Origin of the sequence: Variovorax sp. J2P1-31, assembly GCF_030317215.1 — a bacterium.
Taxonomy (GTDB): Bacteria; Pseudomonadota; Gammaproteobacteria; order Burkholderiales; family Burkholderiaceae_C; genus Variovorax.
On sequence record NZ_JASZYA010000002.1, the window covers coordinates 297,320 to 315,758 of the forward strand.

The window sequence follows — 18,439 nt, forward strand, 5'->3', positions numbered from 1 at the left end:
AATGGGGGCCTTCCTCGGCACCATGAAAAAAGCCGACCCGGAGGTCGGCTTCGTGTCGCGGAGGCGGGACGCTCAGGCGGTGGCCAGCGCCGCCGGACGCGCCAGGCGGATCGCATGCATCCAGGCGCGGCGCAGCACGGCGGGCGAACGCGATTCCTCGGGGATCAGCAGGAAGCCGCGGTCGCGCAGCGTCGTGCCCAGCGCGATCTGGCTGGTCAGCACGGTCAGCGGTATCGCCAGCAGCAGCGGCAGGCCCACGGGCATCAGCCAGATCAGCGCGCTCGGGTCGATCAGCGCGATGCCGACGGCCAGCAGGGCGATGATCGCGGTCATCGGTGCCAGCTGCGAGAAGGCGATGCGCCACGGCACGGCGGCGGCTTCACGCGGGGGCGACTTCCAGTTGAGCTTGACGCCGGTGAGGGCGACCAGCACGAACAGCGAGTGGGCCAGCATCCGGACCGGTGCCTGCACGATCGCCAGGCCGCTCTCGAGCATCGAGCTCTTGGCCAGGCCCCAGACGCCGCCGTACTGGCGTTGCTCGCCGCGCATCAGCACGGCGGCGATGCCCAGCAGGCGCGGCAGGAACAGCAGGGCCAGGGTCCAGATCCACAGGCCGGCCAGTTCCATGGGCAGCACGTTCCAGCTCGACACGATGCTCGAGCCGCTGAGCCACAGGGCCGTGCCCAGCGTCAGGAAGGCCAGCCACAGCGGGGCCGAGACATAGGCCATGGTGCCGGTCACGAACATCGCGCGGTGCACCGGGTGGATGCCGGGCTCGGCCATCAGGCGGGCGTTCTGCAGGTTGCCCTGGCACCAGCGGCGGTCACGCTGCAGTTCGGACAGCAGGTCCGGCGGTTGCTGCTCGTAGCTGCCGACCAGGTCGGACACCAGCCATACGTGGTAGCCGGCACGGCGCATCAGCGCGGCTTCGACGAAGTCGTGCGACATGATGCCGCCCGACATGCCGCCGGTGCCTTCGATCGGCGCCAGCGCGCAGTGGTCCATGAAGGGCTTGACGCGGATGATCGCGTTGTGGCCCCAGTAATGCGATTCGCCCAGTTGCCAGAACTGCATGCCCAGCGTGAACAGGCGGCCCGTCACGCGGGAGGCGAATTGTTGGGCACGTGCATGCAGCGTGACGTGGCCAATGGCCTGCGTCGCGGTCTGGATGATGCCGGCGGTCGGGTTGGCTTCCATGAGCTTGACCATCGAGGTCAGGCAGTCGCCGCTCATCACCGAATCGGCGTCGAGCACGACCATGTAGCGGTAGTCCTTGCCCCAGCGGCGGCAGAAGTCGGCCACGTTGCCGGCCTTGCGGTGCGTGCGGCGGGTGCGCAGGCGGTAGTAGACCTCGACCTGCGGCTGGTTCGGGCTTTCGGCCAGCGCGGCGCGCAGGTCTTCCCAGGCGGCGCGCTCGGCGGCGGCGGTCTCGGGGGTGTAGCTGTCGGACAGCACGAACACGTCGAACTGCTTGGCGTGGCCGGTGGCGGCCACCGATTCGCAGGTGGCGCGCAGGCCGGCGAACACCGTGGCCACGTCCTCGTTGCAGATCGGCATGATGATCGCGGTGCGGGCTTCCGGGTTCATCGGATGGTCCACTACCTGCTTGGCCGAGAGCGCGTGCTTGTCGCCGCGCACCGAGACGTAGAAGCCCATGAGCGCGGTCACGAAGCCGGTCACGACCCAGCCCGACAGCAGGCCGTAGAGGCCGATCTGGCCGTATTCGAGCCAGACGTTGTCGTAGTCGGGCTGGACGCCGGCGAACAGGGTCGAGGCGATCGCGGTGCTGAACAGGGCCAGCAGCATGAAGGCCAGGCGGCGCTGCTTGGCGGCGCGCTGCCAGGGTTGTTCGGGGCCGAGTTCCTTGGCCTGCTCGCGGGCGGTGGTGCCGCCGGCGCCGAGCTTGACCAGCATGGCGGTGCCGATGCTGTTCCAGAAACCGCGCCACGGACGCGGCGCCATCGAGCCGCGGTTGACCGGCGGGGCGGTCACGGCGTTCGGGTGGCGGTCTTCGCGCAGCGTGCTGCGCTGGCGCAGCTCGGCTTCGTGGGCCAGGACGTTCAATTGGGAGAAATCGTTGGGCTTCATGTGCGGCTCACCCACGTTGCTTGGAAAGGGAAGGCGTGTCGCCAATTGCCGGAAAGCGCTTGAAGACGCTGTCGGCAGCGGTACCACCCAGGCCGTCGTAACCCGGCGTCGAAACACCGGCGGCACGGCTGCGCGAGAGGGAAGACTGCTTGGAACGCAGGCTGTCACGCTGCGGGCGCAGTGCAAAAGAGGGGCTGGAGAGGGCTGTCATGCGTCTACAGGGGCAAGGCCCGTGCCAGCATGGAAAAACCCATTGGAATCAGCGACTTATGCGCGCCCGACCGGTTTGGGCCGGCGTTTGGGGGGCTGGAAGGCCCGAAAAGCCCTCAATTTGTCGCCAAACCCCGACAGCCGGGCGGGGTGCTGGGACAAAGTCCAGCAAAATCAACGACTTACTTGCGTCGCTCGTCAGCGACAGGCTCGGCGCCCCCGACCGGCGGCGTGTCGGCCTTGAAGTGGCCGGGCGTGAGTTCGTGCTTCTGCAGCAGGCGGTAGAACTCGGTGCGGTTGCGGTCGGCCAGGCGCGCGGCGTCGGCCACGTTGCCGTCGGTCAGCTTGAGCAGGCCCACCAGGTAGTCGCGCTCGAAGCGCTGCTTGGCGTCGGCATAGGTCTGCACTTCCACGCTGGGCACGCGCAGCGCGCGCTGCACCAGCGCCAGCGGGATCAGCGGCGAACTCGAGAGCGCGCAGACCTGCTCGACCACGTTGAACAGCTGGCGCACGTTGCCGGGCCAGGAGGCGGTGGTCAGCGCCTTGAGCGCCTCGGGCGCGAAGCCCGACAGCCGCTTGCCGTACTTGGTCGACAGGCGCTGCAGGAAGTGGTTGGCCAAGAGCGGGATGTCCTCGCGCCGCGCCGACAGCGGCGGCAGCGTGAGCGTCACCACGTTCAGGCGGTAGTAGAGGTCTTCGCGGAACTGGCCGGCCTCCATGGCCGCGTCGAGGTCGCGGTGGGTGGCCGAGACGATGCGCACGTCGACCGCGATCGACTGGGCCGCGCCAACCGGCCGCACCGCGTGCTCCTGCAGCACGCGCAGCAGCTTGACCTGCAGCGCGGGCGGCATGTCGCCGATCTCGTCGAGCAGCAGCGTGCCGCCGTCGGCCTGCTGGAACAGGCCCTTGTGGTTGGCGTGGGCGTCGGTGAAGGCGCCCTTCATGTGGCCGAACAGCTCGGACTCGAGCAGGGCCTCGGGGATGGCGCCGCAGTTGACCGCCACGAAGGGCTTGTCGGCGCGCGCGCTGGCCTTGTGGATGGCGCGCGCGAGCACTTCCTTGCCCGCGCCGCTGTCGCCGCGCAGCAGCACGCTGGCGTCGGACTTGGCGATCATGCGGGCCTCGGCCAGCACCTCGGCCATGCGGCTGCTGCGGCTCACGATCTCGGAGCGCCAGCTTTCGTCGCCGCCGCTGCTGGGCGCGGTCGAGGGCGCGCCCAGCGCCAGCGCCTGGCTGATCTTCTCGAGCAGCTCGCGCGCGTCGTAGGGCTTGGTCAGGTAGGTGAACACGCCGCGGGCCGTGGCCTCGACCGCGTCGGGGATGGTGCCGTGCGCGGTCAGCAGGATCACCGGCAGCGTCGGGTGGTGCTTGCGGATCTCGTCGAACAGCGCGAGCCCGTCGCGCCCGGGCAGCCGCACGTCGCTGAGCACCAGCTGCGGATGCTCGATCTCGAGCTGGGTGAGCGCCGATTCGGCCGAGGTCACCGCGGTCACCTGGTAGCCGGCGGAGTTCAGCCGCATCGAGAGCAGGCGCAGCAGGTCGGGGTCGTCGTCGACCACCAGCAGGCGGGCGCCCTTGGCGTGCACGTCGGTCGGCTTGGATTCGCTCATGGTGCGGGGGCGGTGGCGGGCTTGCCGCCGTTGGTGTGCGGCGCCGGCGCGCTGGCGGGCCGCGCGAAGCTGCGCTCGATGGCGCGCAGCGCCTCGATGCGGTCGTTGAGCTGGTCGATGCGGCGCTGCGCGTCGCGCGCCTGCTGGGCCTGGCGGTCGCGCTCGTCCTCGACCTTGCGCTGTTCCAGGTAGCGGGCCGCCAGCACGCGCGCCAGCGGCTGCAGCGGCTGCGCGTCGGCGGTGGGGTTGGCGATCACGCGCTGCAGCAGGCCGAGCGAGCGGGCCAGGTCGGCCGGCACCCGGGTCTGGGCCAGCACCAGCGCCAGCTGCATCTGCACCGCGGGGGCGTCGCCCGGGTCGCCCAGGCGCGCGATCTCGGTCGCGAGTTCGGGCGTGCCCAGCGGGCGCAGCTTGTCGGCATAGGCCAGCATGGCGTCGACGGGCGGCGTGCCGCGCGGCGTGAAGGCCAGGGCCGGCTGGGTGGCGGGGGCGACGGGCTCGGCCTCGACCGGCCTCACCTGGACCACCGGTGCGGGTGCCGGGGCCGGCGCGGGCGGGGCGGGAGGGATCGCGCGCGGCGGCGTGACGCAGGCCGCCAGGGCCATCGACGAGCAGATCGCCGAGGTCAGGGCAGCGCGGCGGACGAACGAAAAAGACATGGTTCGGAAAACGCGGGGTGCGGGCTTGTGTTCTGGGAAAAAAGCGAGGGGCGGGGGCGGCTCAGACGGAGCGGGGCAGCTCGATGCGGAAGCGCGCGCCGGGCCCGCCCGGCAGCAAGGCGATGCGGCCGCCATGGGCACCAATGTACTCCTGCACGATCGACAAGCCGATACCGGTGCCTTTCACCGTGTGCTCGGGCTGGCGTTCGCCGCGGTAGAAGGGCTCGAAGATCCGGTCGCGGTCGCCCTCGGCGATGCCCGGCCCGGCGTCCGCGATGTCGATGCGGGCGGTGTCGCTGGTGCTGGAGACCTCGACCTGGATGGTGCCGCCGCTGGCCGAGAAGCGGATCGCGTTCGACAGCAGGTTGGCCACCGCGGTGCCCAGCTTGGCCGGGTCGACCGTGATCGACAGCGGCTCGCCCTCGACCCGCACCTGCAGCCCGTGGGCCTGCCATTGCAGGCGCTGCGCCTCGACCTGTTCCTCGATCAGCGGCAGCAGCGCGGTGCGCTCGCGGTGCAGGTCGCGGGCCTCGAAGGCGGCCGCGTTGAAGCGCAGCAGCGCCTCGATCTGGCCCTGCAGCGAGATCGCGTTCTGCTGCAGGATCTGCGCGACCTCGCGCTGCGCCGGGTTGAGCGCGCCGGTCACGCCATCCTCCAGCAGCGAGATGCCTTCGCGCAGCGCGGCCAGCGGCGTCTTGAGTTCATGCGACACATGACGCAGGAAGCGTGCCTTGTCGGCGTCCAGCTCGGTCAGCCGCAGCCGCAGCCATTCGAGCTGCTGCGACACGCGCCGCACGTCGGCCGGGCCGCGGATGTCGATCGGCACGTCGAGCCGGTTCTCGCCCAGGCCGACGATCGCGCGCTCCAGCCGCTTGAAGGGCCGCGCGAGCCAGACGCCGAAGGCCAGCGCCAGCGTGACCGCCAGCGCGCTGGCCGCCAGCACCTGGCGCATCAGGCGGGTGCGGGCGTCCTCGATGCGGGTCGACAGGGCGGTGTTCTGCGCCTCGATCTGGGTCTGGGCCTGCTGCGCGATGTCGGTGTTCACCGCATCCAGGTCGCGGAACTGCATCGCCAGCGTGCTCTCGCGCGCCAGCGCGGTCTCGGCCGGGCCGGCCAGCAGGCGCTCCATGGCGTCGAGCTGCATGCGCCAGGCGTCGATCGAGCTGCGCGGCACGCCGTTGTCGGCCAGCCGGGTCAGCACGTTCTGCGCATCGCGCGCCGCGTCCTCGAAACGCCGGCGCAGCACGCCGTCGTTGAGCACCAGCGACTGGCGGCCGGCGCGCTCCATGGCGGCGCTGCGCTCGGCCAGCGACTGGGCGGCGCCCGAGAGCGCGAGCGCGCGCGAGGCCGCGTTGCGGCTCTGGGTCATCAGCGCGTCGTACTGGAACACCGAGCGCAGCGCGACGCCCACCAGCAGCGCGGTGATCAGCAAAAAGGCGAACAGCAGCAGCTGCTGGAACGAGCCGCGGGCGGATTTCAGCGGCGTCATCAGAGGGCCAGCGATGCCGTGGCCGCCGCCGTGCCCGCGCGTTCGCGGGTCGGCACCTCGCCGCGCAGCGTGTAGGCCAGCGAGCGGGTGATGTCCAGGTCGATCAGCTGGCCGACCAGGCGGGCATCGCCCTCGAAGTTCACCACCCGGTTGCAGACGGTGCGGCCCATGAGCTCGTTGGCGTCGCGGCGCGAGGCGCCCTCGACCAGCACGCGCTGCGTGGTGCCGACCAGCGCGGTGCCGAAGCGCTTCACGTTGCGGTCGATCACGGCCTGCAGCCCGTGCAGCCGTGCCAGCTTGACCTCGTGCGGCGTGTCGTCGTGCAGGGCCGCGGCCGGCGTGCCGGGACGCGGGCTGAAGATGAAGCTGAAGCTGGCGTCGAAGTCGAGGTCGACGATCAGCTTCATCATCTTCGCGAAGTCCTCGTCGGTCTCGCCGGGGAAGCCGACGATGAAGTCGCTGCTGAGCGCGAGCTCGGGCCGGATCGCGCGCAGCTTGCGCACCGTGCTCTTGTATTCCATGGCCGTGTAGCCGCGCTTCATCGCCATCAGGATCCGGTCGCTGCCGTGCTGCACCGGCAGGTGCAGGTGGCTCACCAGCTGCGGCACCTTGGCGTAGGCCTCGATCAGCCGCGGCGTGAACTCGTTGGGATGGCTGGTGGTGTAGCGGATGCGTTCGATGCCCGGGATCTCGGCCACGTACTCGATCAGGAGCGCGAAGTCGGCGATCTCCGAGGTGCCGCCCATGGTGCCGCGGTAGGCGTTCACGTTCTGGCCCAGCAGCGTGATCTCGCGCACGCCCTGGTCGGCCAGGCCGGCGATCTCGACCAGCACGTCGTCGAGCGGGCGGTTGACCTCCTCGCCGCGGGTGTAGGGCACCACGCAGTAGCTGCAGTACTTGGAGCAGCCCTCCATGATCGAGACGAAGGCGGTCACGCCCTCGACGCGCGCCGGCGGCAGGTGGTCGAACTTCTCGATCTCGGGGAAGCTGATGTCGACCTGCGGCTTGCCCTGCGTCTCGCGCTGGGCCAGCATCTCGGGCAGGCGGTGCAGCGTCTGCGGGCCGAACACGATGTCGACGTAGGGTGCGCGCGCGATGATGGCCGCGCCTTCCTGGCTGGCCACGCAGCCTCCCACGCCGATCTTCACGCCCTTGGCCTTGAGGTGCTTGACGCGGCCCAGGTCGCTGAAGACCTTCTCCTGCGCCTTCTCGCGCACCGAGCAGGTGTTGAACAGGATCAGGTCGGCCTGGTCGATGTCCTGCGTGGGCTCGTAGCCCTGCGCGGCGTTCAGCACGTCGGTCATCTTGTCCGAGTCGTACTCGTTCATCTGGCAACCGAAGGTTTTGATAAAGACTTTTTTGCTCATGGCGTGGGGGGATGGCGGGCCATCGGGGAAAGCGGCCGGCGCGCCGGTGGCGCGGGCGGAAAGAGGAAGTAAAAGGCGTGTCGGGCGCCGTCGTGGGACCAGGCTATTCGCCGAACTTGGGCAACTGGTCGAAGGGCGTCTTGCCGTCGTCGCGCGGTTGGCTCGCCGCCACGAAGGGCCAGAAGTTCAGGAAGGGTCGTTCGACCGAGGCGCGCGCGACGCTGGCCTCGGTCGGCGTGAGGATCCACACCTCGCGCACCAGCCCGGCGGCATCGCGGGTGTAGTTGACCAGCAGGTTCTGGCCGGTGATGGCGCCGGTCGTGACCACCATGTTCTGGGCGCTGCGGATGCGCGCGCCGGGCGACAGCCGATCGGGCTGGCCGTCGAGGCGGATCTCGGGCGCGGCCACCACCGTGAGCCTGCCGCGCAAGGTGCCTTCCGGAAAGTGGCGGCCGCCCTTGGTGGCCTCGTTCTGCACCTGCCCTTCGAGGTCGTCCTGCGCGAACGCCTGCGACGCGGCACCGAAGCCGGCCACCAGCGCGCACGCCAGGGTCAGGGCGGCGTAGAGGGGCGGGGGCTTCGGCGTGGGGCGGTGGCAGCGGTTCATGGCATCTGTCCAGAGGCTGTGGAGCCCCCGATTTTAGCGGCGCACCTCCGCTGCGCCGTGCGGCTCAGCCGCAGGAGGCGAGGGCGGACGCGGGGCGCCGGCCGGGTGCCGCGCCGTGCCCCCGGCGCAGCGCGAGCGAGGCGACCAGGCCGTCGCCGAGTTCGAGCGGCTGCAGCCAGACGCGTTCGATGCCGTCCGCGGTGGCGATCTCGACCGTGCGCTCGTCGGCCCGGGTGCCGACCTCGAAGCCGGCCGTGGCCAGGTGCAAGCCGATGCCCACCGCCTTGAGACAGGCCTCCTTGCGGGTCCAGCAGCCCAGGAAGGCCGCGTCGCGGACGGTGGCGTCGTCGTCGCCGATGGCCGCGATCGCCGCGCGCTCGCCGGGCGCGAAGTAGGCGTCGGCCAGCGCGCGGGCGTCGGGCATGGGCCGCAGCAGCTCGACGTCGATGCCCGTGGCCAGGCGCTCCGACAGCGCCAGCACGCCGGTCGCGCCGCTGTGGCTCAGGTTGAAGTGCAGTCCGGGGACGTCGGCCAGGGCCGGCTTGCCGAAGGGGCCGGCCGTGAACTGCAGCGCCGCGGGCGACAGCCCGGTGCGCTGCCCGAGCAGCTGGCGCAGCGCGGCCCGCGCCGCCATGAAGTGGTGCCGGTCCTTCTCGAAGACGAAGCGGCGCGCGCGCGCGATCTCGTCAGGCGAGAGCGTGGCGATGGCCGCGGCCGGCAGGTACTGGTCCAGCGGGAAGCGCCAGAGTTCGCAGGGCTCGGGGGTGGACGCCACGACGGACGAGACGATCAGCCGCATCAGCGTTTCCAGAAGGGCAGCGCGCGCAGCCGGGCGAGCAGGCGGCGCACGGGCGTCTGCGCGGCGGCATGGCGTGGATGCACCGCCAGCTGCGCCAGGGTCTCGGACAGGTAGCGGCTCGGTTCGGTGCGCAGGCCCAGCAGTTCCTCGGCCTGCTGGATCACCCGCATCGCCAGCACCGAGTGGCCGCCCAGCGCGAAGAAGTTGTCGCCGCTGTGGATGTCGTTCACGTCGAGGCCGATCGCGCTGGCCCAGAGCTGCGCGAGCTGGGCCTGCTCGGGCTGCAGCAGGGGGCGCGTGCTCTGCAGCGAACTGCTGCTGCTCGGGCGCGGTTGTTGCTGCTGCTGTCGGGGCGGTGCGGGCGGCGCGGCCACCGCGCGCGGCGGCTCGATTGCGGCCTCCGGGTCCTGCTGCCGGCCCCTGAATTCGATGCCGCCGTCGGGCCGCAGGCGCGCGCGGTCGCCGGTGCGGTAGAGCCGGCCTTCGGCGGCGAAGGGGTCGGCGACGAAGCGCTCGGCGGTGAGCGTGGGGCGGCCGATGTAGCCCCGCGCGACGCCGCGCCCGCCCAGGCACAGCTCGCCGACCAGGCCGGCCGGCAGCAGGTCGAGCGTGGGGCCGGTGATGTAGGCCGTGGTGTCGGCGATGGGATGGCCGATCGGCAGGCTGGCCGTGTCGGCCGGCAGCCGCGCCGGCGCCGTGTAGCTCAGGGCGATGGCCGTGCACTCGGCCGAGCCGTAGGCGTGCACGAACTGCAGCGCCGGCAGCGCCTCGAGGGCCCGCCGCACGTGCGGCACCGAGAGCGCTTCGCCGCCCACGAACAGCTGCCGCAATCCGCGCAGCGAGGCCGGGTCGTCGTCGATCAGCCGGTTGAACACCGTGCCCGGCAGGAATGCGGCGCTCACGCCGTGCCCGGCGATCGTGCGGGCCAGGCCGCGTGCGGTGGGCTGGACCTCGTCGTGCACCACGCAGCAGCCGCCGTTGAGCAGCGGGCCCCAGATCTCGGCGGCCGACACGTCCATTCCCGGCAGCGCGGCGTGCAGCACCACCGCCCCGGGCTGGAAGCCGAGGTCGCCCGGGCCCACGGCCAGGATCGCGCGATGCAGGATCTCCGTGCCCTTGGGCACGCCGGTCGTGCCGGCGGTGTAGAGCACGCAGGCCAGCGAATGGCCGTCGAGCGCGACGGGGGTCGGGGAGGGCGCGGCCGCCTCGGCGTCACCGGTGTGCAGCAGGCTCACGCCGGCCGGCAACGGGTGGGGCCAACCCTCGGGGCCCAGCAGCAGCCGGGCACCGGCGTCGTGCATCCGGAAGGCCAGCTGTTCGTGCGGCAGCCCGGCCTGCAGCGGCAGGTAGGCGGCACCGGCCTTGAGCACCGCGAGCAGCGCGACCACCGAGGCCATCGAGTGGTCGAGCAGCACGCCGACGGTGGCGCCCGGGGCCGCGCCCGCGGCCTGCACCCGCGTCGCCAGCCGGGACGCGCGGGCCTCGAGCGCACGGTAGCTCAGGGCCTCGTCGCCGCGGGCCAGCGCGATCGCATCGGGCCGGGCCGCGACCTGGGCATCGAACAGCGAGACGACGGTGCGCGTCGCATCGCAGGGCGGCGTCGGCCGGTTCCAGTCGCTCAGTTGCTGCGCGCGCTGCCGTGTCGACAGCGAGGCGATGTCGCCCAGCGTGCGCCAGGCGGGCGCGTCGGAGAGGTGTTCGGTGATGGCCGCGACCGCCTCGAGCAGTTCCGCGGCGGTGGCGTCGTCGACCAGGCCGGCCTCGCGGTCCAGCCACAGGCGCGGCGTGTCGGCGTTGTCCAGTCCGATCAGCAGGGGCGGCGTGCGGCCATGGCCATCGCCCTGCGGGGCCAGGCCCCAGGCGTGGATGGGCATGCGGGCCTCGTTGAGGGTGCCGGAGGCGGCCATGCGGGAGGCGTCGAGGGCGGCCAGCCAGGCGCCCGTGGCCAGCGTGCTGCCGCAGTCGATGGCGCGCCGCAGGCCGCGCGGCCATTCGGTCAGCGCGGGGGCGGCCGCGCCGGTCCAGCGCGACAGGGCCAGGATCCAGGCCCCGAGGTACACCGTGTCGGGCAGGCGGCCGTGCTCGGCGGCCTGCGACCGCGTGCGCTCCACCAGCGCGGCCGGCAGGGCCAATGCGCTCGCATGCCGCGCGCCGTCGCGCCCCGGCTCGCCGCGGGCGAACAAATCCAGCAGCGCGTCGGACGCCTGCAGTGGCTCTGGCAGTGTGGCGTTTGCCATCGATAGGGCGGTGTGAAGAAAAGCGGGCCCCGAAGGGCGCTCACAGTGTGTCTAACTGTAATGTAAACATAAAGTACTCGTGTAACCAGGCTTTTCTGCACGATACAGTCATCTGGCAACGCGCGGCGCGCGGATTGGTGGACCGTTGCGGTAAAAGGCGCGCGCGCGTTCGAAGGGCGGATCGCCCCGAAGGGCGCAAGGGGCGACGCTGCGGCGTCAGCTCAGGTGGCGCACGTCGCCCCAGCCCACCAGCGAGAAGCCTTGGGGCGTCCAGAGCAGGCGGTTGATGGCGGCATTGCCCAGGTGCCAGGTGCGTGGCGCCTGCAGTTCCTGGCCGGTGGCGGCGCGGTAGAGCACGTCCATCACGCCGCCATGGGCCACCAGCACCACCAGCGCGCCGGGGTGGCGCGCCGAGAGCTCCGCGGCCACGCTGGTGACGCGGTGGCGGAAGGCGATCAGCGACTCGCCGCCTTCGGGTTCGAACTCGGGATCGCGGGTGCGCCAGCGCCGGGCCTCGTCGGGCGAGTTGGCCTCGATGTCGGCGAAGGTGCGGCCCTCGAAATCGCCGAAGGCGCGTTCGCGCAGCCGGGGTTCGGGAACGACCTCGAGGCCCAGCGGGCCGGCCACGGCGCGGGCCGTGTCCCAGGCGCGCGCGAGGTCGCTGGCATAGACCGCTTCCACGGTCTCGTCGGCCAGCGCCTGGCCCAGCTGCTGCGCCTGCCGCTGGCCGGTGGCGTTGAGGCCGATGTCGAGCTGGCCCTGGATGCGGGTGTCCACATTCCAGGCCGTCTCGCCGTGGCGGATGACGATCAGGCGCGTGACATCCATGGTCGCGAAGGCGGGGTCACTTGGACTTCGGCGGGATTTCGATGTCGACCCGGCGCTCGCCCTGCGGCGGCGTCGGGAAGCCCTGCAGCGCGGCCTGGAACATCACCGGCAGCACGGCCGCATCGAGGTTGTAGGGGCCGTCGTTGCGGGCCCGGGTCTCGTAGACCACCTTGTTCGAGGGCAGCTCGCGCAGCACCACGCTGACCTCGCGCAGGTACCAGGGGTTGGCCGGCGGCGCGAAGGCCGGGCCGTACCAGCCGCCGCCGTACCAGCCGCGGCCGTAGCCATAACCGTAGCCCGGGCCCCAGCCGTAGCGCGGCCCCGGTCCCCAGCCCGGGTAGAACCAGGGGTCGGCCCAGGGCGACAGCACGGGCGTGACGCGCGCGCCGATCTGTGCGGTGTAGCGCGGCGATGCATCGTCGCGCTTGAGGCCCGCGCCTTCGAGCGCCGGCGTCGCCATGGCCTCGAGCGCCTCGGCACCGCGCGCGCCCGCGCCGTCCTGTTGCGAGGGCAGCCGCTCGAAGCGGTAGGTGGCGCCGGCGTTCAGGTCGGCGGCCGGCAGGTTGGAAAAGCTCTGCACGTCGCTGTCCACCACCCAGCGGGTGGCGCAGCCGCTGAGGGCGGTCAGCAGCGCGAGGGCGGACAAAACTCGCTTGATCGTCATGTCAGGATCTCCGGACGGTGGCTGGTAACGACGCCACCGTCGCGCGCATCAGAGCTGAACAATGCGCAGCGGCGAGGGCGCCGTGAACTCGGGGGCGTCGAAGGCCTTGTCGCCTTCGGGATCGGGCACCCCGGTGGCCTTGAGACCCTTGAAGTCGAAAGACGTTCCGTCGAGCAGGTGCGAGGGCACGATGTGCTGCAGCGCGCCGAACATGTTCTCGATCCGGCCCGGGTGCTTCTTCTCCCATTCGCGCAGCATCTCGCCCACCTGCTTGCGCTGCAGGTTCTCCTGGCTGCCGCAGAGGGTGCAGGGAATGATCGGGAATTCGCGGTGCCGGGCCCAGCGGATCAGGTCCTTCTCGGCCACGTAGGCCAGCGGGCGGATCACCACGTGCCTGCCGTCGTCGCTCACCAGCTTGGGCGGCATCGACTTGAGCCGGGCCGCGAAGAACATGTTGAGGAAGAAGGTCTGCAGCATGTCGTCGCGGTGGTGGCCCAGCGCGACCTTGGTGGCGCCGAGTTCGTCCGCCACGCGGTAGAGGATGCCGCGGCGCAGCCGGCTGCACAGGCCGCAGGTGGTGCGGCCCTCGGGGATCACGCGCTTGACGATGCTGTAGGTGTCCTGCTCCTCGATGTGGAAGGGCACGCCCAGCGCCGTGAGGTAGGCCGGCAGCACGTCTTCCGGGAAGCCGGGCTGCTTCTGGTCGAGGTTGACCGCCACGATGTCGAAGTGGATCGGCGCGCGGGCCCGCAGCTTGAGCAGGATGTCGAGCAGCGCGTAGCTGTCCTTGCCGCCCGAGACGCAGACCATGACCTTGTCGCCGGGCTCGATCATGTTGTAGTCGACGATGGCCTGGCCGACCTGGCGGCACAGTCGCTTCTCGAGCTTCTGCGTTTCGCGCTCGATCTTCAGACGCTCGCCCGGTGCGGCGGTGCCTGCTTCTTCTTCCGTCCAGATGGCGCTCATGACCATTGCCCCGTTTCCACGCGAATCGCCACTTCGCAGTCGTCGAAGATCTCCAGCTTGGCGATCTTGACCCGTACGCCCAGCACGCCGGGCAATTGCATCAGGCGGTGCGCGAGCTTGCCGATCAGGCTCTCGAGCAGGTTCACGTGCACGGCGGTGCACTCCTCGATGATGATGCGCCGCACCTTGCGGTAGTCCAGCACATGCATGATGTCGTCGTCGGCCGGCAGCAGCGGCTGGCTGCCGAGATTGAGCTCGGCGTCGACCTGGATCTTCTGCGGCGTGTCTATTTCCTGGTCGAGGATGCCGAGGCTGGCGTCGAAGCGCAGCTTGTTCAGCGTGAGGATCTGGGTGCCCTTGGTCAGCATGGTCCGCTTCCGGTCTTACATCAGCGAGAAATCGCGTTCGAATTTCATGAGGTGCTGGCCGCCATCCACCAGCAGCGTGGTGCCGGTGATGGAGCGGTTCTCCAGCGCGAATTTCACGGTGGCCGCCACGTCGGCGGCGGTCGAGGAGCGGCCCAGCGGGCTGGCCGAATGCAGGTCGCGGAATTTCTCCTCGCTGAGCATGTGGCTGGTGAGCGTCAGGCCCGGCGCGACGCCCACCACCCGCAGCTGCGGCGCCAGCGCCAGCGCCAGGATGGTGTTGGCGGCCTCGAGCGCGGCCTTCGACAGCGTGTAGCTCAGGAAGTCGGGGTTCTGGTTCCAGAGCTTCTGGTCGAGCAGGTTGACCACCGCGCCCTGCGCGTCGGCGCCGCGTGTGAGCAGGTGCGTGTGCAGCGCCTGCGACAGCAGCACCGGCGCGGCGGTGTTGGTGCGCAGGTGCGCGTCCAGCGTGGCGAAGCTCAGCGTGGCGGCATCGTCGTGCTCGAACAGCGAGGCGCTGTTGACCACCGCATCGAGCTGGCCGAACTGCGCCACCACCTGCGGCACCAGCGCGCGCACGGCAGCTTCATCGGCCAGGTCGGCGCCGACCAGCGCCGCCGGCCGGCCCGAGCGCGCGGCGCAGTCGGCCGCGGTCTGGCGGGCCTCGTCGGCCGAATGGCGGTAGTGCACCGCCACCTGCCAGCCGCCGTCGGCCAGCGCGAGCGCGATCTCGCGCCCCAGCCGCTTGGCGGCGCCGGTGACGAGAACGGTGCGCAAGGGAGGCGCGGAGGGGGAGCTGGAAGGGGGCAGGGGCATCGGGAGACAATCGGCGGCGTGAAGACCGCTCCTCCAATTTTAACGACCGCCCTCGACCGCCTGATCGGCCAGGCCATTCAGCGCGCCGGCGGCTGGCTGCCTTTCGATCGCTTCATGGCGCTGGCGCTCTACGCGCCCGGCATGGGCTACTACGCCAACGCCAGCCGCAAGTTCGGCCACATGCCCTCGTCCGGCAGCGATTTCGTCACCGCACCCGAGCTCACGCCCCTGTTCGGCCAGGCGCTCGCGGTGCAGGTGGGCGAGGCGCTCACGCGGACCGGCACCGACGAGGTCTGGGAATTCGGCGCCGGCTCGGGCGCGCTGGCGCTGCAACTGCTCGACACGCTGGGCGACCGGATCAGGCGCTACCGCATCGTCGACCTGTCGGGCTCGCTGCGCGCGCGCCAGCAGGAGACGCTGGCCGGCCATGCGGCCAAGGTCGAGTGGCTCAGCGAACTACCCGAGGCGATGCGCGGCGTGGTGGTGGGCAACGAGGTGCTCGACGCGATGCCGGTGCAACTGCTGGCGCGCGTGGGCGGCCGCTGGTTCGAGCGTGGCGTGGTGGCCGGTGCGCAGGGCGGCTGGGCCTGGGAAGACCGGCCGACGCTGCTGCGGCCGCCGCTGGACATCGAGGGCGAGCACGACTACCTGACCGAGATCCATCCGCAGGCGCAGGCCTTCGTCGCCACCCTGGCCGACCGGCTCACGCAGGGCGCGGCCTTCCTGATCGACTACGGCTTCCCCGAGTCGGAGTACTACCACCCGCAGCGCCACATGGGCACCGTGATGTGCCACCAGGGCCACCAGGCCGACGGCGATCCGCTGGTCGCGGTGGGGGCCAAGGACATCACGGCGCATGTCGATTTCACCGGCATCGCGCTGGCCGCGCAGGACGCGGGCCTGTCGGTGCTGGGCTATGCGAGCCAGGGGCGCTTCCTGATCAACTGCGGGCTGCTGGCGCTGTCCGACCAGGCCAGCGTGCCGCAGCGCGCGCTGGCCGCGCACCTGGTGCACGAGCACGAGATGGGCGAGCTGTTCAAGGTGATCGCGCTGGGCGCCGGCGAGCCCTGGGAGCCGCTGGGCTTCGCCGAGGGCGACCGCAGCCACACGCTGTAGCTGCAGTCGCGGGGCGTTCAGCGGTTGCGCACCTTGCGCAGCTCTTCCCGCAGGAACTCGCCGGCCTCGCGCGGCGGTGCATCGCCGAGCTTCACCCTGTAGGGTTTGCCGGTCATCTCGGAGCGCGAGGCGCAGAGGTCGATGAAGTCCTCGGCGGTGGTGATCTTCTCCTTGAAGTAGGCGTACTTCGCCTGCATGTGCTGCGCCGCCTCGGCCGAGGTGTGGACCGTGCCGTTGCGCATGAAACTCATCGTCGTCATCTGCTCCACGCGCTGGATCAGCGCGGTGATGGTCGCGTGCTCCTCGGCCGAGGGCGTGGCCAGCGCGAGCGACGAACAGACCAGCAGCACGGCGGGCAGCAGCCGCTTCAGCCATCGAACCCATGCCATGCCGTGTCTTTCGTGAACCTGAGATGAGCCCATGCTAGACAGGGCTGCCATGCCATGTCAAACGCGCTCGGGTCTAATCGGCCTTCCGCCACGGCTTCCGTCTTTTTGCTCCCATGCGTCCTCTGCCCGACCTGCTCCGCACTGCCCATGCCCTCGCCGACGCGGCGGCGGCCCAATCGATGGCGTACTTCCGCACGCCGCTGGACATCATCACCAAGGCCGACGAAAGCCCCGTGACGCTGGCCGACCGCGCCGCCGAGACCGCGATGCGCGCCGCGTTGGCCGCCGCGCTGCCGGAAGACGGCATCTACGGCGAGGAGCACGGCCAGGAACGGCTCGAGGCCGGCCGTGTCTGGGTGATCGACCCGATCGACGGCACGCGCAGCTTCATCACCGGTTCGCCGCTGTGGGGCACGCTGATCGGCGTGCTCGAGGGCGAGCGCATCGTGCTCGGCATGGTCGACATGCCGGTGCTGGGCGAACGCTGGGTCGGCCAGGCCGGCGTGGGCGCCCACCGCAACGGCGTGGCCGTGCGCGTGAGCGGCTGCCGCGAGATCGCCCAGGCGCGCATCGTCACCACCTCGCCCGACATCTTCGATGCCGCCGACTGGCAGGCCTTCGACGCGCTGAGCCGGCGCTGCGCGATGCGCCGCTTCGGCGGCGACTGCTACGGCTATGCGCAGCTGGCCGGCGGCACCATCGACCTGGTGGTCGAGACCGGCCTGCAACCCTACGACTACCTCGGCCCGGCCGGGCTGATCGAAGCGGCCGGCGGCGTGATCACCGACTGGGAAGGCCGCGCGCTGGGCCTGCAATCGAACGGCCGGGTGGTGGCCGCGGCCACGCCCGAACTGCACCGCCAGGCGCTGGCCGCGCTGGCGGCCTGAGGCGACGCGATGATCCGCTGGCTGATCGTCGTGGTGCTGGCGCTGGTGCTCATGAGCGGGCTCACGGCGTGGCTGCGGCGCTTCGGCTTCGGGCGGCTGCCCGGCGATTTCGCGTTCCGGCTCTTCGGGCGCGAGTGGCAGCTGCCGATCGCCAGCACGCTGCTGCTGAGCATGATCGCCGCGCTGGTGGCGAAACTGATCTGACGACAAGACGAGAAAGAGGCGACATGAGAGCGTGCGTGGACATCGGCGGCACCAAGGTGGCCGTCAGCCTGGCCGAAGCCGGCAGCGAGCAACTGCAGGCCCGGCGGACCGAGCCGACCGCCAAGACCGGCGACAACGATGCGGTCGCGCGGCAGGTGCTGCGGCTGATCGACGCGGCCTGCGCCGAGCTCGGCGTGCCGGCGCAATCCATCGAGAGCGTGGGCGTCTCCTCGGCCGGCCCCTTCGTGCTGGCCGACGGCTGCGTCGAACTCGCCACTCCCAACATCTGCGGCGGTCTGGCCGGCCCGGCGCGCGGCCTGCCCAACGACTGGATGACCGCCGTGCTCGAGGCGCCGCTGCGCCAGCGCTTCGGCCGGGTGCGGGTCGAGAACGACGCGGTCGCGGCGCTCGAGGCCGAGCGCCGCTGGGGCGCGCTGCAGGGCATGGACCACTGCGCCTACGTGACCTGGAGCACCGGCGTGGGCGTGGGCCTGTGCGTCGACGGCCGGGCCCTGCGCGGCAAGAACGGCAACGCCGGCCACGCGGGCCACACCTTCGTTTCGGACGACGACAACCACGACGCGCTGTGCGGCTGCGGCAACGTGGGCGATGTCGAAGGGCTGATCGCCGGCAATTCGGTGGAGCGGCGCTTCACCCAGCCCGCGGCCGAACTGTTCGCCGACGCCGTGGCCGGCGAGCCGCAGGCGCTGCAGCGCACCGACGCGCTGTGCCGCGTGATGGGCCGCATGCTCTACAACCTGGTGGCCACGCTGGACCTGCAGGCCATCAGCCTGGGCGGCAGCGTGTACTGGCACAACCGCGAATTCCTGCTGCCGCGGCTGCAGGCCGAGATCGACGGCCGGCTGCTGCCGCTGACGCGGGGCGTGCGGCTGCTGTCGGCGGGGCTGGGCGACAAGGTCGGCGACTACGCGGCGCTGGCGCTGGTCGACTGAGTCGGTCTACAAGAACATCCCGCCCGATGCCTCGATGCGCTGACCGTTGATCCAGCCGTTGCCCGGCTGCAGCAGCAGGGAGATGGCGCCGCCGATGTCGTCGGGCGGGCCGACGCGGCCCGGCGCCACCCCGTTGACCGCGATGACGCGCGGCGCCGATTCCTCCGCCCGACAGGGTCCCTGCG

At 71.2% G+C, this 18,439-nt stretch carries 19 protein-coding genes and 1 pseudogene; 4 read left to right on the forward strand and 16 right to left on the reverse strand.

Annotated elements, in window-relative coordinates; genetic code table 11:
* Positions 1–72: 72 nt before the first annotated feature.
* The 14 genes from mdoH to QTI20_RS12555 form a co-directional block, all read right to left on the reverse strand.
* A complete protein-coding gene (gene mdoH, locus QTI20_RS12490) occupies positions 73–2,088 on the reverse strand; it encodes a glucans biosynthesis glucosyltransferase MdoH (protein ID WP_286551259.1) in 2,016 nt (671 codons plus the stop codon).
* A 7-nt stretch (positions 2,089–2,095) separates the two neighbouring features.
* Entirely contained in the window at positions 2,096–2,299 is a 204-nt protein-coding gene (locus tag QTI20_RS12495) for a hypothetical protein (protein WP_183028243.1), read from the reverse strand.
* 181 nt (positions 2,300–2,480) lie between these two features.
* Positions 2,481–3,908, reverse strand: coding sequence for a sigma 54-interacting transcriptional regulator (locus tag QTI20_RS12500; protein WP_286551260.1), 1,428 nt, complete (start codon positions 3,906–3,908; stop codon positions 2,481–2,483).
* The gene (locus QTI20_RS12505) at positions 3,905–4,567 is read right to left on the reverse strand and encodes a hypothetical protein (protein WP_286551261.1); all 663 of its coding nucleotides are present in this window, start codon (positions 4,565–4,567) and stop codon (positions 3,905–3,907) included. The genes QTI20_RS12500 and QTI20_RS12505 overlap by 4 nt, the downstream gene beginning before the upstream one ends.
* A 61-nt stretch (positions 4,568–4,628) precedes the next feature.
* Positions 4,629–6,056: a sensor histidine kinase gene (locus QTI20_RS12510; RefSeq protein WP_286551262.1), complete on the reverse strand. Its 1,428-nt coding sequence runs from the start codon at positions 6,054–6,056 to the stop codon at positions 4,629–4,631.
* A complete protein-coding gene (gene miaB, locus QTI20_RS12515) occupies positions 6,056–7,423 on the reverse strand; it encodes a tRNA (N6-isopentenyl adenosine(37)-C2)-methylthiotransferase MiaB (protein WP_286551263.1) in 1,368 nt (455 codons plus the stop codon). The genes QTI20_RS12510 and miaB overlap by 1 nt, the downstream gene beginning before the upstream one ends.
* 103 nt (positions 7,424–7,526) lie before the next feature.
* On the reverse strand, positions 7,527–8,030 hold the full coding sequence (locus QTI20_RS12520) for a hypothetical protein (RefSeq protein WP_286551264.1): 504 nt from the start codon (positions 8,028–8,030) through the stop codon (positions 7,527–7,529).
* 64 nt (positions 8,031–8,094) lie between these two features.
* Positions 8,095–8,829, reverse strand: coding sequence for a 4'-phosphopantetheinyl transferase family protein (locus tag QTI20_RS12525; protein ID WP_286551265.1), 735 nt, complete (start codon positions 8,827–8,829; stop codon positions 8,095–8,097).
* Positions 8,829–11,066 (reverse strand): non-ribosomal peptide synthetase, encoded by a 2,238-nt coding sequence (locus QTI20_RS12530; RefSeq protein ID WP_286574209.1) that lies wholly within the window; start codon positions 11,064–11,066, stop codon positions 8,829–8,831. The genes QTI20_RS12525 and QTI20_RS12530 overlap by 1 nt, the downstream gene beginning before the upstream one ends.
* Before the next feature lie 216 nt (positions 11,067–11,282).
* Positions 11,283–11,894 (reverse strand): histidine phosphatase family protein, encoded by a 612-nt coding sequence (locus QTI20_RS12535; RefSeq protein WP_286551267.1) that lies wholly within the window; start codon positions 11,892–11,894, stop codon positions 11,283–11,285.
* Positions 11,895–11,910: 16 nt separating this feature from the next.
* The gene (locus tag QTI20_RS12540) at positions 11,911–12,558 is read right to left on the reverse strand and encodes a DUF4136 domain-containing protein (protein WP_503011395.1); all 648 of its coding nucleotides are present in this window, start codon (positions 12,556–12,558) and stop codon (positions 11,911–11,913) included.
* Positions 12,559–12,606: 48 nt separating this feature from the next.
* Complete coding sequence (ttcA, locus tag QTI20_RS12545) at positions 12,607–13,524, reverse strand: tRNA 2-thiocytidine(32) synthetase TtcA (RefSeq protein WP_286551269.1); 918 nt, start codon at positions 13,522–13,524, stop codon at positions 12,607–12,609.
* Entirely contained in the window at positions 13,521–13,892 is a 372-nt protein-coding gene (locus QTI20_RS12550; RefSeq protein WP_286551271.1) for a dihydroneopterin aldolase, read from the reverse strand. The genes ttcA and QTI20_RS12550 overlap by 4 nt, the downstream gene beginning before the upstream one ends.
* A 15-nt stretch (positions 13,893–13,907) precedes the next feature.
* On the reverse strand, positions 13,908–14,705 hold the full coding sequence (locus tag QTI20_RS12555) for an SDR family oxidoreductase (protein ID WP_286551273.1): 798 nt from the start codon (positions 14,703–14,705) through the stop codon (positions 13,908–13,910).
* Positions 14,706–14,723: 18 nt separating this feature from the next.
* On the opposite strand from QTI20_RS12555, the gene QTI20_RS12560 reads away from it, so the two are divergent.
* Complete coding sequence (locus QTI20_RS12560) at positions 14,724–15,821, forward strand: class I SAM-dependent methyltransferase (RefSeq protein WP_286551275.1); 1,098 nt, start codon at positions 14,724–14,726, stop codon at positions 15,819–15,821.
* A 17-nt stretch (positions 15,822–15,838) separates the two neighbouring features.
* Here QTI20_RS12560 and QTI20_RS12565 read toward each other — a convergent pair whose 3' ends face one another.
* Positions 15,839–16,210 carry a DUF5329 family protein gene (locus tag QTI20_RS12565; protein ID WP_286551277.1) on the reverse strand — a complete coding sequence of 124 codons (372 nt, stop codon included), beginning with the start codon at positions 16,208–16,210 and terminating at the stop codon, positions 15,839–15,841.
* Between the two features lie 113 nt (positions 16,211–16,323).
* On the opposite strand from QTI20_RS12565, the gene hisN reads away from it, so the two are divergent.
* From hisN to QTI20_RS12580, 3 genes are read left to right on the forward strand one after another with little or no spacing between them, the layout of a single operon-like run.
* Positions 16,324–17,097, forward strand: a complete 774-nt coding sequence (gene hisN / locus QTI20_RS12570; RefSeq protein WP_286551279.1) for a histidinol-phosphatase — start codon at positions 16,324–16,326, stop codon at positions 17,095–17,097.
* Positions 17,098–17,106: 9 nt separating this feature from the next.
* Positions 17,107–17,301 (forward strand): DUF2905 domain-containing protein, encoded by a 195-nt coding sequence (locus QTI20_RS12575; RefSeq protein ID WP_183029009.1) that lies wholly within the window; start codon positions 17,107–17,109, stop codon positions 17,299–17,301.
* A gap of 23 nt (positions 17,302–17,324) precedes the next feature.
* Complete coding sequence (locus QTI20_RS12580; RefSeq protein WP_286551282.1) at positions 17,325–18,254, forward strand: ROK family protein; 930 nt, start codon at positions 17,325–17,327, stop codon at positions 18,252–18,254.
* 6 nt (positions 18,255–18,260) lie between these two features.
* Here the strand turns inward: QTI20_RS12580 and QTI20_RS12585 are convergent.
* Positions 18,261–18,380: pseudogene (locus QTI20_RS12585) on the reverse strand (short-chain dehydrogenase); the annotation flags it as partial.
* Positions 18,381–18,439 lie beyond the last annotated feature (59 nt).

Coding starts and splice junctions, on each gene's coding strand:
- miaB (WP_286551263.1), bottom strand. CDS start 7,423: ATGAGCAAAAAAGTCTTTATCAAAACCTTCGGTTGCCAGATGAACGAG.
- QTI20_RS12520 (WP_286551264.1), bottom strand. CDS start 8,030: ATGAACCGCTGCCACCGCCCCACGCCGAAGCCCCCGCCCCTCTACGCC.
- QTI20_RS12580 (WP_286551282.1), top strand. CDS start 17,325: ATGAGAGCGTGCGTGGACATCGGCGGCACCAAGGTGGCCGTCAGCCTG.
- ttcA (WP_286551269.1), bottom strand. CDS start 13,524: ATGAGCGCCATCTGGACGGAAGAAGAAGCAGGCACCGCCGCACCGGGC.
- QTI20_RS12540 (WP_503011395.1), bottom strand. CDS start 12,558: ATGACGATCAAGCGAGTTTTGTCCGCCCTCGCGCTGCTGACCGCCCTC.
- hisN (WP_286551279.1), top strand. CDS start 16,324: ATGCGTCCTCTGCCCGACCTGCTCCGCACTGCCCATGCCCTCGCCGAC.
- QTI20_RS12525 (WP_286551265.1), bottom strand. CDS start 8,829: ATGCGGCTGATCGTCTCGTCCGTCGTGGCGTCCACCCCCGAGCCCTGC.
- QTI20_RS12550 (WP_286551271.1), bottom strand. CDS start 13,892: ATGCTGACCAAGGGCACCCAGATCCTCACGCTGAACAAGCTGCGCTTC.
- mdoH (WP_286551259.1), bottom strand. CDS start 2,088: ATGAAGCCCAACGATTTCTCCCAATTGAACGTCCTGGCCCACGAAGCC.
- QTI20_RS12555 (WP_286551273.1), bottom strand. CDS start 14,705: ATGCCCCTGCCCCCTTCCAGCTCCCCCTCCGCGCCTCCCTTGCGCACC.
- QTI20_RS12510 (WP_286551262.1), bottom strand. CDS start 6,056: ATGACGCCGCTGAAATCCGCCCGCGGCTCGTTCCAGCAGCTGCTGCTG.
- QTI20_RS12575 (WP_183029009.1), top strand. CDS start 17,107: ATGATCCGCTGGCTGATCGTCGTGGTGCTGGCGCTGGTGCTCATGAGC.
- QTI20_RS12530 (WP_286574209.1), bottom strand. CDS start 11,066: ATGGCAAACGCCACACTGCCAGAGCCACTGCAGGCGTCCGACGCGCTG.
- QTI20_RS12535 (WP_286551267.1), bottom strand. CDS start 11,894: ATGGATGTCACGCGCCTGATCGTCATCCGCCACGGCGAGACGGCCTGG.
- QTI20_RS12500 (WP_286551260.1), bottom strand. CDS start 3,908: ATGAGCGAATCCAAGCCGACCGACGTGCACGCCAAGGGCGCCCGCCTG.
- QTI20_RS12505 (WP_286551261.1), bottom strand. CDS start 4,567: ATGTCTTTTTCGTTCGTCCGCCGCGCTGCCCTGACCTCGGCGATCTGC.
- QTI20_RS12495 (WP_183028243.1), bottom strand. CDS start 2,299: ATGACAGCCCTCTCCAGCCCCTCTTTTGCACTGCGCCCGCAGCGTGAC.
- QTI20_RS12565 (WP_286551277.1), bottom strand. CDS start 16,210: ATGGCATGGGTTCGATGGCTGAAGCGGCTGCTGCCCGCCGTGCTGCTG.